Source organism: Photobacterium sp. R1 (assembly GCF_054600795.1).
This window is the reverse complement of record NZ_BAAHZP010000002.1, coordinates 87,598-101,480: the sequence shown is the minus strand read 5'-3', so window position 1 is coordinate 101,480 and position 13,883 is coordinate 87,598. Positions and strand designations below refer to the sequence as shown.

At 50.1% G+C, this 13,883-nt stretch carries 8 protein-coding genes; 6 read left to right on the top strand and 2 right to left on the bottom strand.

Annotated features, from left to right (window positions below; all coding sequences use genetic code 11):
* Nucleotides 1-26: 26 nt before the first annotated feature.
* The gene (locus ACYP03_RS03445) at nt 27-3,278 is read right to left on the bottom strand and encodes a YdbH domain-containing protein (protein ID WP_459778505.1); all 3,252 of its coding nucleotides are present in this window, start codon (nt 3,276-3,278) and stop codon (nt 27-29) included.
* A 359-nt stretch (nt 3,279-3,637) separates the two neighbouring features.
* On the opposite strand from ACYP03_RS03445, the gene ACYP03_RS03440 reads away from it, so the two are divergent.
* From ACYP03_RS03440 to ACYP03_RS03415, 6 genes are all read left to right on the top strand, one after another.
* The gene (locus ACYP03_RS03440; protein ID WP_248142392.1) at nt 3,638-4,915 is read left to right on the top strand and encodes an NRAMP family divalent metal transporter; all 1,278 of its coding nucleotides are present in this window, start codon (nt 3,638-3,640) and stop codon (nt 4,913-4,915) included.
* Nucleotides 4,916-5,087: 172 nt separating this feature from the next.
* On the top strand, nt 5,088-6,515 hold the full coding sequence (locus tag ACYP03_RS03435; RefSeq protein WP_248142391.1) for a TolC family protein: 1,428 nt from the start codon (nt 5,088-5,090) through the stop codon (nt 6,513-6,515).
* Between the two features lies 1 nt (nt 6,516).
* Nucleotides 6,517-7,491: an HlyD family secretion protein gene (locus ACYP03_RS03430; RefSeq protein WP_459778504.1), complete on the top strand. Its 975-nt coding sequence runs from the start codon at nt 6,517-6,519 to the stop codon at nt 7,489-7,491.
* Nucleotides 7,492-7,495: 4 nt separating this feature from the next.
* Complete coding sequence (locus tag ACYP03_RS03425; RefSeq protein ID WP_459778811.1) at nt 7,496-8,644, top strand: ABC transporter permease; 1,149 nt, start codon at nt 7,496-7,498, stop codon at nt 8,642-8,644.
* Complete coding sequence (locus tag ACYP03_RS03420; protein WP_459778503.1) at nt 8,641-9,813, top strand: ABC transporter permease; 1,173 nt, start codon at nt 8,641-8,643, stop codon at nt 9,811-9,813. Before ACYP03_RS03425 ends, ACYP03_RS03420 begins: the two co-directional genes overlap by 4 nt.
* 82 nt (nt 9,814-9,895) lie before the next feature.
* On the top strand, nt 9,896-10,789 hold the full coding sequence (locus ACYP03_RS03415) for a LysR family transcriptional regulator (protein WP_459778502.1): 894 nt from the start codon (nt 9,896-9,898) through the stop codon (nt 10,787-10,789).
* Between the two features lie 45 nt (nt 10,790-10,834).
* Here the strand turns inward: ACYP03_RS03415 and ACYP03_RS03410 are convergent, their stop codons facing one another.
* A complete protein-coding gene (locus ACYP03_RS03410; protein WP_459778501.1) occupies nt 10,835-13,549 on the bottom strand; it encodes a bifunctional acetate--CoA ligase family protein/GNAT family N-acetyltransferase in 2,715 nt (904 codons plus the stop codon).
* Nucleotides 13,550-13,883 lie beyond the last annotated feature (334 nt).

Below are 13,883 nucleotides of genomic sequence, written 5' to 3'. Positions count from 1 at the left end.
ATTTGCAACAAATTTCAGCGCAAAATCTATTTTTCGAGACCAAGTTGCTTCACAAACATGCGCTCGAACTCAGAGGCATTAATTGTATTCAGCGTTTTGATCAGGGCCGGGATGTCATCTTGTATGTTCAGGTTGATGTTGACCGGTCTGCCATGCAGGAAGTCTGGGTTGTGGCCTTTGAACCTTGAACTGGCATTTAATTGACCATCCTTTGAATAGTCTATATCAATGGCAAGAGAGTCGTATTGATAATTTCTGAGAATCCCGGCGATGACTTTGAGGCTGTTGGTATTGCCCGATTCGATATTTTTGCCAATCGATGACTCTTGTTTATAGCGTAGAATACCGCCGGGACTTCTTGAAAATAAAGTACCTTTTTTGATGACGGGTTTGCCGTCTTCAATTTGGATGGGCAGCATACCGTCCAGCAATCCGGTGAGTTCGACATCTTTTGCGTTAAATAAATCCATTAATTTCTTAAGACTGAGACGCTGGATCCGCAAGGGAATCACATCAATATTCGTCAAAGAATGACTGGTCACCCCCTGGGTACTGAGATAGCCGCCCAATACTCTCGCACTTGCCCTGTGAAGGGCATAATCAGGTTTACGGGTATCAAACTCACCGTTCAGGGTAATGTCCTGAAATAAGGTTCCGGCAAAGAGCCAGCCGTTATGCACCGTCAGGGGATGACGACTCCGGATGGTGTTGTTGTAAATCAGGCTGGTAAACGACAGATTCAGATCCGCAAAATGGACATCCTTAAAACGACCATTCAGGTGCTCAGTGAAGACATCCAGTGAGCCGGACCATAATTGATTATCGAGAGTCAGATCTGCAATGACAGTCAGATTGCCGTTATTGAGATCCAGCCGGGCGGGAAGTTGAGGCAAATAAAATTTCTGGAGACTTTGTTTTCCGGAGAAGGTTAAACGCTGGGGGAAAATCTGAAAGCGGGTTTTCCCCGTTGGTATGGCTGATGTGATTCTGAAGTGAAGAATCGGAGAACTTTTCGCTGTGCTGAAACGGCCTGTGACTCCTATTTGGTCAGGACTCGCGGTCAGTGAACCATGACTCCTGACGGCCGGGAAGGGTTGGGCATTCAGGCTGAAGGTCAGACCGGCTTCATATTCACTGTTGAATGCCCACTGGTCTCGGGTCAGTTCTGCCCGGAGTCGATTCAGAGTGAGCGTCAGGTTTCCTGTGGCATGCTGAACTGGCTGACGTGTGCGTCGGGTCGTCTGTTTAGGCTCGACAGGGTGAGTACTGCTGAAGTCTGCATTCAGCTCAAGGGGAAGCTGTTCAGTTTCAATGTGCCATGACGTCAGCGGTGCCTGTTCTGTCAGGGGAGAAGTCAGTCTGATTTCCGAAGCACTGAATTCAGGCTGGTTCAGAATGTTGTTCTGATGCTCAGCTGTGTCAGGCAAGGTGATACGCTCTGCGTGGGCTTTCAGATCAGAAATCGTCATTTGCAGAACATTCGTTTTTATCTGTGCCTGAATCCTTTGCGACATTTCAATGGATTGTGCCGTGACTGGCCCGATTTGCAGAAGCGGTGTAGTCGCCGTAACCGTGCTGCCTGCCTCACAATTGAGGGTATTCAGCCAGTTGTTTGACGGTTCCGGATAGGGGATGTGGCAAGTCAGCGCAGTCAGATCAATTTGAGTTTGAACGTCAGGACTTTTGCTTGAGAGAGCCAGTTGTTCCTGTGCCGCAAGACTCATCAGTGCTTGTTCGGAATTCAACTGCAGCTCCCAGCGCCATGTCCCGTCATGCGTCATGTCTATCCGGGCAGGATCTTGTTCGCGACGATTGGCTTTTTTCGAAGGGGTGCCGTCGGGCCATGTAAAGGCAATGTGTTCAGGTCCCTGTACTTCAATCTGATAATGCCAGTCAAACGGCTCTGATGTCTGAGTGGCTTGGGTTTGTGTGTGTTCTGAATGGATGCGCTCTGCTTTGACGGAAAGCGTCTGTGTTTTTGAATCCTCAACATGAATATCACTGATATTGAACTTGTGCATGATTTTAGTGACATTGTCACTTGTGCATGCGATTTGCTGGGGAATATCCGAGGAAAATTGCCAATTGGCATCGCAGGCCAGTAGTGGGGGCTGTGTCTTATCCGCTCCGGATGCATCCAGAAGCCGAAGTGAAAAAGAAGCGGCCTGATTGGCAGATGCCAGGAAACGTATATCAAAAGGCAATGCATTGGTTACACCCGCGTTCAGCATTCCTTTCAGTGAAAAATGCGTGCCTTCCTGCGCTTTGTTCAAAGAGAGCTGAGCGTGTGACAGGTAACCCCGGATGGTCAGCAGATCAACATCAATTTTTTGCGCCGGAAGCTGATAGAGCAGCACGGCGAGTTGCCCGAGCCGAGGCTGAAACGGTGTCTCAGAAGCAGGTTGGCGGCTGAGCAGGAAAGACGGATTCCAGTCGATTCGTTTGGCATTGGCGGTAAGGCTGTTCGCGGGCGATGCGAGATCCAGCGTGATGCTCAACTGATCAATGCCCTCATCTGTTGTCTCCTGATTCTCGGTTTGTCCCGGTGTTATCTGCTTGACGGACATGTGGAAAGGCTGCGTTGTCTCTGTTTTTTGATAAGAAAAATTCAGGTCTTGAAAGTCAGCCGGATACTTTTCAGTCTGGTTGGCTGCAGGAACCGGCAGGTTCATTACACCGCGACCCAGATGACCGCTGATCCGAAAGTCGGGCGACGTTGCGACTTCAATCTGGATATCCTGAAGACGTTGTCGGTAACCGGTGTCAGACGTCAGGGTGTGAAACTGGGTTTCGGCACTGTTTGCATGAAAGAGAAAACGCCCCTGAGTCAGCGCGCCCTGGCTGACGAATGAGACCTGCTCCAGCATGGCATCTTTACCGTTCAGATTCATTTGTCGCAGTTGGGTTCTGAATTGAGGTGAAGGCCTCAGTTTCATTTGCTTGGCTTCAATCCGCCAGCGTTCTTGAGCCGAGTCCGAGAGCGTTCTGTCCTCCCGGGAAGGGTTTTGTTTTGAAAGGAGAACGTGGCTGAGCTCAATTTTCGTTTCATGGATGTTGATCGTCAGCAGTTTGACCGACAGACCGTGCTGGGATACACCAATGCCAGAAATGGCATGTAACTGAATGCCCTGTGCGGTCAGCCAGAATGTGGTCAGCAGGGCGATGACGGTGATGAGGCAAGCACTGATGGTGACCGTCAGTAAGAACCCCCGCCGGATACGACGCAGGTACAATCTTGTTCGGATTTGCTTGCCAGCAGCATGGTTGTCAGAGGACATATCGGCTCAAGCGTTGAAGACAGACTTATGGTGCTTTCTTTACAAGCATAATCCGAAGCTCAGATGAATGTGGAAATTTGAACGGTGTCATGACGATTTGGCACGTGAATTGGCGGGAATCAGAGGGCCGGGATTCTTATCATGCAATCAATCATTTACACCGATATTTTTTATCGTTTTTTTACGGCTTTCTTCGGTAGGAACTGATGCATACTGATCTCAAACCAGAATTATGTGCTTTATGTTGTTTATGGTTAGTGAATCGTATTGATTGAGGCCGGGTGCGGGGATTGCATAAATAATTTAAACCTGCGACAAATAAGTTCATTACTATAAAAAACTACAAAGGACGTATTTGAATGTCAGACACAACATCAAACCCGCCACAGGCCCGTCCGGGCAATGGCATCAAGCAACTGATTCGATCTTTGGGTCCCGGAATCATGATGGCTTCAGCAGCCGTCGGTGGTTCTCACCTGGTAGCATCAACCAAAGCCGGTGCGATATACGGCTGGCAACTGGCTGCAATCATTCTGCTCGTTAATCTTTTTAAATATCCTTTCTTCCGAGCCGGCATTCAATACACCATGGGAACCGGTAAAAGCCTTGTGGAAGGATATGATGATATGGGACGTGGTTACCTGCTGGTTTTCTTCGTCCTCAACCTGATTTCAAGTATCGTCAATACTGCGGCGTTGCTCCTGTTCAGCGCCAGTCTGCTGGGCTACTTCATGCCGGGCGAGCTGCCTTTGTCTGTTTTATCTGCGATGGTACTGGCCGCTTGTCTGATCATTCTGATGGCTGGGCACTATAAGGCGCTGGATGGCTTATCGAAAGTGATCATGTCAGTTCTGGTGATTGCGACCATTTCCGCTGTGGTGATTGCGGCCGGGAATGGCAGCGTTGCGCCTGCCGACTATGAGGGCCCGTCAGCCTGGACGCTAGCGTCTTTTGGATTCATTGTCGTCATGATGGGCTGGATGCCGGCACCTATAGAGATTTCCTGTTTGACTTCACTCTGGCTGAAGAGTCAGCGTCAAGAACAGACAGTCACGACGCGTTCGGCATTGTTTGATTTCAACGTGGGCTACATTGGCACTGCGATTCTGGCAATTGTATTCCTTTCACTGGGTGCGCTGGTGCTCTATGGCTCAGGCACGGAGCTGAAAGCATCAGGTATTGGCTTCTCGCATCAGCTGGTCAGCATGTATGCGTCTACCATCGGTGAGTGGTCCCGTTATCTGATTGCGGTTATTGCGTTCTTCTGTATTTTCGGCAGCACGATTACTGTGATTGACGGTTATTCACGGGCTCTGGCGGAAGCTCAGCTGCTGATTCAGAAAAAGCCTTTGGCACAAAATCGTTACATTAATGGCTGGATGATCATCGTGAGCGTGCTGGCAATGGCCATTATTCTGTTCTTTACTTCAGCACTTATGCCCATGATGAACTTTGCGATGGTGCTGGCGTTTATGACGACGCCTGTATTTGCGTACCTGAACTATCGTTTGCTGACCGGTGCCTCTTTACCTGCAGAAATGAAGTTAAGTCTGGGGATGAAATATCTCTCCTGGGCGGGGCTGGTTTATTTGTATGGTTTTCTTGTCGCCTTTATCTGGTGGAAATGGTTTATGTAATCATTTTTTCAATGATTGATGAAAGCCCTCTTGTGAGGGCTTTTTCGTTTGATATGCTTTAAAAACAGTATGTTGTGACATCACGTGAAAGAAATATGTGTGTGACGCTTGTGTTATAGAGTAATAACTCTAAAATGAAAGCTGCCGTTCTTGAGGTATGAAGGATAAAAAAATGATAGTCAGCCCGCCCAAGGCTAAACCCTTTTCCCTTGCGTTACTGATCAGTGCTCTGTGTTTTCAGGCACAAGCCGCTACCGTGAGTTTTGATGATGCCTGGCAGCTCGTACGAAACCATAACGATGAACTGGCAGCTGAAAAGAGTAATGTTGAAAAAGCTGAACATTTGCAGGAAGCGTCTCGTGCATTGTCATTACCACGAGTCACGGTTTCGGCGAATTATACCTACCTGGATGCTCCGGTTGAGATTGCTCCTTCCGATATCATTGCCAGTACGCCTGCAGGCAAAAGTCAGGTGGCAAGCATGCTTCTGCAACAGAAACTGGGCTTGTCATCGGCACAGCTTGATGAATTGTTCACGTCCCGCGTAACGAACAGAGACATTCTGACCAGCTCTGTCCGTGCGGTCTGGCCGGTATTTCTTGGCGGACGGATTATGGCTGCTCAGGACATTGCCAAAGGAAAGACGCAGGAAGCGAAGTATATGCTCGAAATGAAAGAGCATGCCAAGTTTGAAGATTTATCAAACTATTACTTTGGCGTGGTACTCGCTCAGCAAGTGATGGAAACACGGCAGGAAGCGGAAAAAGGGCTTGAAAGACATTACAAAAATGCGCTGAAAATGGAAGCACAAGGTCAGATTGCGAAAGTTGAACGTCTTCAGGCTCAGTCTTCTTATGACAAAGCCCGTGTAGAACGTCTGAAAGCACAACGGAATCTGGAAATTGCGCAGGTTGCTTTAACCAAGATGCTGAAATTGCAGACCCCGGCAACGCCCACCACTGCATTATTTGTGAATGAAAGTTTACCGGACATGATGACCTTCCTGAATCAAACGCTGAGTGATTATCCGGGGCTGCATATCCTGGATGCCAAGAAGCGTCAGGCTAACGGGGCATTGGATGCCGAGAAAGGAAAGTATTATCCGGAAGTTTTTGTTTACGGTAATTACAACCTTTATGAAGAAGATACGCTTGCCGCCAAAACCGCACCTGACTGGGCCATTGGTGTTGGTGTGAGTATTCCGTTGCTGGACTCGTCGGGCCGGTCAGACAAAGTGAAAGCCGCTCACAGTGCGATGACTCAGGTCAATTACCTGAGAGCCCAGGCAGAGCAGGACTTAACAGTGCTGGTGGAGAAAACCTATCGCGAGGCATCACAGGCGCTTGAGGAATATGAAGGTCTGGCTTCAAGTGTTGCACTGGCAGAAGAAAGTGTCTTCTTACGTGAAAAAGCCTTCAGTCAGGGACTGTCAACGTCTCTGGATGTCGTTGATGCTGAACTGTATCTGGCAAGTGTGAAAACCCAGCGTTTGTCCGCGGCTTATCATTATGTCACAGCGTTATCACGACTTCTGGCCGTCAGCGGCGGTATCAATACCTTCGACGAATATGAAAATTACAAAGGATTAAAGGTTAACTGAGATGAGCAAGTTGAAAATTCTTGCAGTGGTTCTGCCCGCTGTAGCACTGACTGGTTGGTTAGGTTACCGCTTTTGGGACGCTTATCAGCCGCAAGCTGAACGTCTGCAGGGACAAATTGAGGCCCAGCAGTACAATATTTCTTCAAAAGTCGCCGGCAGAATTGATCAGGTTCTGGTGCGTAAAGGCGATAAAGTGAGTGAAGGTCAGCTGATCTTTACCATTCTCAGCCCGGAAATTGATGCAAAACTGGAACAGGCGAAAGCCAGCCAGCAAGCGGCAGGTGCTATGGCTGAGCAGGCAGAGAATGGCGCTCGTGCTCAGGAAGTTGCGGCAGCTCAGGATCAGTGGCAGAAAGCGAAAGCAGCCTCAGCACTCAGCGAGAAGACTTATCGTCGTGTGAATAATTTGTACCGTGACGGGGTTGTTGCCGAGCAGAAACGTGATGAAGCCTATACACAATGGCAGGCTGCCCGTTATACCGAACAGGCGGCTTATCAGATGTATCAAATGGCGAAAGAAGGTGCCCGGGAGGAAACCAAGCGGGCAGCTCAGGAACAGGAACGTATGGCCGCAGGTGCTGTTGCAGAAGTGGAAGCCTATGCAGCCGATACCAAGATTTCAAGCTGGCATAACGGGGAAGTCAGCCAGATCTTACTGCATGACGGCGAACTCGCTCCGCAGGGTTTCCCGGTTGTGAATATCGTCGATCTGGATGATGCATGGGCTGTATTCCATGTGCGTGAGGATCGTCTGAAAGATTTTGCCAAGGGCAAAACGTTTGAAGCTCGCATTCCGGCTCTGGGTGAGAGCCGGTACGAGTTTCAGGTGACGCATTTATCTGTAATGGGTGATTTTGCAACCTGGCGGACCACAGATGCCCGCCAGGGGTTTGACATGCGTACATTTGAAGTTGAAGCCAGACCAATCCAGCCTGTGGATGGTTTGCGTGTCGGTATGAGCGTACTGGTAGACTGATATGTTGCTGACTGCTTTTAAAAGAGAATGCCGCATCATTCAGCAGGAGTCCTGGCTGAAAACAATGTTGTTTGTTTTGCCGGTATGCCTGTCTGTGCTGGTTTGGTGGATCTTTTCTCAGGGGATTGCCAGAGATCTGCCGGTTGGTGTGGTGGATCTGGATCAAAGCCGTCTGTCTCGCGGACTGGTGCGATATTACGACGCCAGTCCGACGTTGGCTGTTACAAAGCAGTTTGCCAGTGTGGAAGAAGGCTCAGCTATGCTGCGCAACGGTGATATCTATGCGCTGGCGGTGATCCCTGAATCGATGGAAAAAGACACACTCCGCGGTGCTTCACCGTCCGTGACTGTGTTTAATAACGCTCAATTTATTCTCATTGCCAAACTGGTGAACAGTGCTTTTGTTTCGGCTCAGGCAACTTATACCGCTGGCATTGATACGATGAAGAAAATGGCTGGCGGGACAACGGTACCGGTTCAGGCTCTCGGACAGGCATTGCCGGTTCGTAATCAGATCATCCCGTTGTTTAACAGTAACTCGCACTATGGTCAGTTTCTGGTATCCGGAATCATTCCGGCGCTGTGGCAGATTTTTATCATCGCGACAACGGTGATGGCGCTGGCGGTTGAACAACGTCGCCAGGGATTGCTGCCCTGGCTGGCTCAAAAGCCAGTCACGCTTCTGCTGGGTAAATTGTTACCTTATGGGCTGGTTTTCATGGCTCAGGGCATGCTATTTCTCTGGGGGCTGTATGTGCTGATTGGCTGGCCGATGCATGGCAGCTGGAGCATCTTGCTGCTGGCACAAGCGCTCATGGTCATTGCCTGTCTGAGCATGGCAACGTTATTCTTTTTTGTGGCAATGGATGTGACCCGGGCGATGAGCTTTGTTGCCGGTTTTACGGCGCCGGCTTTTGCTTTCATGGGGATTACTTTTCCGGCGACAGACATGCAGACGATTGCTGCTGCCTGGCGAGCATTGCTGCCTGTCAGTCATTACATTGAGATTCAGGTTCAGCAGGTCGATTATGGCACGGGCCTTCAGCAGGCGATGCCACAGCTTCTGATTTTAACCACATTCATTCTGGCTTTTGGACTGGCGGTATTACGTATGTTGTCCTGGCGTAAAGGCCAACTGGAGGCAAGGGCATGAGCTGGCGTCACATCTTACGACTTGAACTCAAGGCAATTTTTACGAATCCGGCGATCATCTTCACTGTTTTCGGAGGCGTACTGATTTATTCGCTGCTTTATCCGCTGCCTTATGCCAAACAATTGCCGCGAGAGCAGCAAATCGCAGTCGTGAACCTCGATAACAGCGCAATCAGCCGTAAATTGGTACGGATGGTAGACGCCACACCACAAGTGCAGGTGATGAGAACTGCATCGGGCCTTGAGGAAGCAAAGCGTTGGCTGCTGAATCGGGACGTGAAGGGAATATTGCTGATTCCGGAACATTTTCAACGTGATCTTTTGCTGGGAAGCAGTCCGACTGTTTCTTTCTCCGGCGATGCGGCACTCTTCTTAGTCTATGGAACAGTCGTTGAAGGTTTGGCAACTGCGACAGGCACTCTGAGCGCCAAAGCAAAAGTTGCACGCATGGTTGTCGAGGGGGACAGTATTGCTCTGGCAGCAGAACAATATTCCTCCGTGAAGCTGAGTATGCAGCCTGTATTTAATCCGACGATGGGATACATCAACTATATTGTTCCCGCAGTATTCGTTTTCATTTTGCATCAGACCCTGATTATTGGCTCCGGACTGGTCAGTGCGACGCAGAATGAAGCAAGGGCACGCGGTGAGCATGGCTACTGGGACTCGTTGCCTGCCTGGAAAATTCTGTTTGTCCGTGTGTCGTTATTTTCCCTCATCTATATTCCGCTGTGCGCCTATTATTTTGGTCTGAGTTTTGACACCTATGGCATCAGCCGCCTGGCATCCATAGGGGATATGGTTGCCATGACTTTGCCGTTTCTGATTTCAGTTGCAGCTTTTGGCGTTGTGGTTGGTGAACTATTACCGCGGAAAGAACTGGTCACTGTTGTGGTGGTATTGAGTTCTCTGCCGCTCGTTTTCTCCATGGGGTTTGTCTGGCCTGTTTCTGCACTGCCGGCTCCCGTGCACTGGCTGGTTCAGTTGGTTCCGGCGACGCCAGCAATCAATGGATTTTTGCGGTTAAATCAAATGGGTGCCAGTTTTGAGCAGATCAGTGGCTGGTGGCTTCAGTTATGGGGGCTGGCGGTATTCTATGTGCTCATCGCTTTTGGGTTGATGCTGAAGAAACGCCGACAATTGATGCAACCTTTGAAATCCATGCATTAAAGAAATGAGCTGATAGGTATTTTCTGGCGAGTGTGTTACAACAGCCTGTAATTCACAGCTGTCATGGCACAGGGAAAACAAATTGAGCCGGTTATTATCATTTGAAGCATTAATGGTTCTGGATGCCATTGAACGTCGCGGCAGCTTTGCTGCGGCCTCTGAAGAACTGGGCCGTGCGCCGTCTTCACTCAGCTATCAGGTTCAAAAGCTGGAGCAGGATTTGGATCTGGTGATCTTTGATCGCTCGGGCCATAAAGCTGTGTTCACTAAAGCGGGACGGCTATTACTGGAAAGAGGCCGGTTACTGCTTTCTGCAGCGGATGAAATGGTATCGGACGCGACAGCATTGGCACATGGCTGGGAACTTGAGCTGACAATTGCCTATGATGGTCTGGTGCGTCTGGATCTGATGTTCCCGCTTGTAGAAGGTCTGGCGAAGAAAAGTAAAACCCGTCTGAAGTTTCGGGAGGAAATTCTGGCTGGTTGCTGGGAAGCGCTGGCACAAGACAGGGCTGACATTCTGATCGCGCCACCGCCAAGCGTTGCTCCGCCGGAAGTGAAAATTCAGCCGTTAGGCAAGATGGATATTGTCTGGGTTGCTCACCCTGATCATCCGATTCATCAGCATAAGGATCCGTTGGCTCCTGTGGTCCGCCAGCAGTATCGCGGTATCGCTGTCGCGGACACCGCCAGAAATTTACCACCGATTACACACAATATTCTGGAAGAACAGCCACTGCTGACGGTATCCAGCATGTACGATAAGCTCAATGCGCTTCGTGCCGGGCTGGGTATTGCGACGATACCGGCCTGTTTTATTCAGGAAGATCTGGCAGCCGGAACGTTGGTGACCATTGGAGATAATCCTGTCCGGGAGTTTGAACTGGTGCTTGCCTGGAACCGCAGCCGGATGGGGAAAGCGAAAACCTGGGCAATTCAGCAGCTTGAACAATTGTGGAAAAAGAACCTGAATTGATCATATCTGTAAAAGGCTGACCTGAATTTCAGGTCAGCACTGTCTTCAGTCGCTGGCGGCATTCAAATTTTCTGGTTGCAGCGGCAACAACAGCTCGGCTGTTTTATCTTCAAAATGAATCTCAACCTGGAATCCACTTTTTCTGGCCAGCGCCAGCATGCCATGGTTTGTCGGCATGGTGATTCCGGTCATTCGCAGAGTTCCTCTTTGTTTGCAGTATTGAATAATGGTATTGAGCAAAATGCTGCCTAAACCTTGTCCTTTCAAATCGGAACGAATCAGTACGGCAAATTCAGCTTCTTCATTGCTGGGATCGGATACCGCCCGGCTGACCCCGAGTATTTCCTGCTCCTCATGAGAGTCAGGGTCAAGACTCACGGCAATGAAAGCCATCTCGCGGTCGTAGTCAATCTGAGTCAGATTGGCTAAAGCTTCATGATTAAATTCACCCACTTCCGAGAAGAAGCGGTTGTATAAGTCATCATGAGAGACCCTGGCAATAAAGGCTTTATGGCCGGGCTCATCTTCCGGCCGGATTGGGCGCAGCAAGACGGGGGTTTGATCTTTCAGGGCTGTGAACATCTCCAGCTCTTTCGGGTAGGGTCGGATCGCAAGCCGCTCCTGAGTATCTCCGGTAAACGGCCGGATCGTCATTGACGCATCAATAACGGTCATGTCTTCCCCTGCAGCCAGCAGCGGGTGAATATCAAGCTCCGTGATTTCCGGGCAATCGATAATTAATTGCGAGAGCTTCACCAGCAACTTACACAGTGCAGGAATATCCAGCCGGTCAGGCAGGCTGCGTTGTTTGATTTTGCCTGTTTTCAGCGCATTGATGACCAGATATCTTGCAAGCGCCATATTGAGCGGGGGAATCGCGACGGCAGCATCGCGATGAATGTCCCATTCCGCTGCTTCATCGCCAATCAGAATGACGGGGCCGAATACCGGATCGGGATGAACGGCAATACGAAGCTCCTGGGCGCCGGCACGATTGGCCATACGCTGGACCAGTAATCCTTCTATCCGCGCTATCGGATAGTTGAGCGAAACCCGATCAAGAATGGCCTGTGATGCATTGGCGACTTCTGCCGCAGTTCTCAGGTGCAGCATGACCCCATGTACTTCTGATTTGTGGCGGATATCCGGGGAGCGCAGTTTGACTGCAACCGGGTAACCAATCTGCTCCGCTATGTGTGCTGCTTCTGCCGGATCTAAGGCAATCCAGGTCGGCAGGGTATGAAAACCATAACTTTCCAGAAGCGGCCTGACTTCATGGGTTTCCAGATGATCAATCTTCTCTTCGAGCAGTTGGTCAAGTAACTGGTGAACATGGCCCGGATTGCTTTGTGTCTCACCGAATGAGGACGGCGTTTCCATCAGCTGTTTCTGGTTTCGGCGGTACTCCACCAAATGCATGAAAGCGGTCACTGCACTTTCCGGCGTTCGGTAGGCCGGAAATCCTGCCTGCGTAAAGACTTGACGGGCTTTCTGAGCCTGTGTTTCGCCCGCCCAGTTACTGAGAATATTGAAGTGCGCAGTACGTGGGTGTTGCCGCAGCACTCTGATCATGTGCTCAGCCGTTTCTTTACTCGGAGCAATGGCTGAAGGGGAATGCATGATTAGCAACGCATCAAAGTCATCACTATCGAGCAAAATGCGTGTTGCGGCTTCGTAACGCATGATGTCGGCATCGCCAACGATATCAATCGGGTTCGACTGTGACCAGCTGGCAGGCAGAACTGCAGAAAGTTTATCGATGGTTTCCGGACTCAGGGTTGCCAGCTTACCGCCTCGCTCTGTCAGCGCATCCACAGCCATAATAGCCGGACCGCCGCCATTGGTCAGGATTGCCAGGCGCTCCCCCCGTAATGGGACAGCATGGGCCAGCGTTTCGACTGCAGCGAACAAGTCGTGTGTATTGTGAACCCGAAGCATCCCGGAACGTTTTATCGCAGCGTCATATACGGCATCCAGGCCAATTTCACCTCCGGTGTGAAGGTGTGCCGCAGCGCTGCCGATTTTGGTTCTGCCGCTTTTCAGGACCAGGATCCGCCGATTCCTTGCCGCCGCCCGTGCCGCCGACATAAACCGGCGGGCATCCCGAATGGAATCGATATACAACAAAATTGCTTGTGTTTTGCTGTCGCGACAGAGGGTATCCAGCAGCTCAGCGAAGCTGATATCACAGGTATCGCCTAGTGAGATAAAAGTCGAAAATCCGATATTCTTATTTTTGGCCCAGTCCAGAATGGTGGTGCAGACAGCGGCCGACTGAGAAATAAAAGCGATGTTTCCTTTGTTGGCGGCGATGGGGGAGAACGATGCATTCAGGTTGTGCCAGGGCAGGATCATCCCCATACTGTTCGGACCGATCAGGCGCATACCGTATTCTTTCGCAACCTCATGCATCCGGACATCTTCCGTGACACCGTCACCATCTAAGTCAACGTTCATCCCTGCGGCCAGCACGACGGCCATTCTCACACCTTTTCGGCCCAATTGCTCGATGATGTCAACGTTCCGGTGACCCTGGGTGCAAAGGATGGCAAGGTCCGGCACCCGAGGCAAGCTATCAATGTCCGGATAAGCAAGCACGCCCGCGACCGCGTCATATTTGGGTGTGACGGGCATGATGGGGCCATGAAAATTTCCGGACAACAGGTTTTTGATCACGACATACCCGGCACGTTTCGGGTTGTCAGAAGCGCCGATGACGGCAACTGAACGTGGTTTCAGCAGAGATTCAAGTCCTTTCATTGCAAAAAATTCTCTCCGGTTGCCAAAAGCTGTGAATCCGTCAGTACAGACAAATATGCGTTCAATAACGGCTGGCAGATGATCCGCTGCTGTGAGTGTAATGGAATCTGGTTAACATTGTCTGTGGCTGATGCGTGAGTTGTGAAACGCCTTTGCCATTTTTTGTTTGTACATATTTATGAAAAGGTGGAAATTCAATAAAAAATCAACCTATTATTTAGGAAGCTTTGAACCTGTGATATAACGCCAATAATACAGCTCCCTGTATGGAGCGGGCTTGATTGGTATCAGGTCGGGGTGCAGAATCTTTTCAAGACAATAAATCAGGCACGAT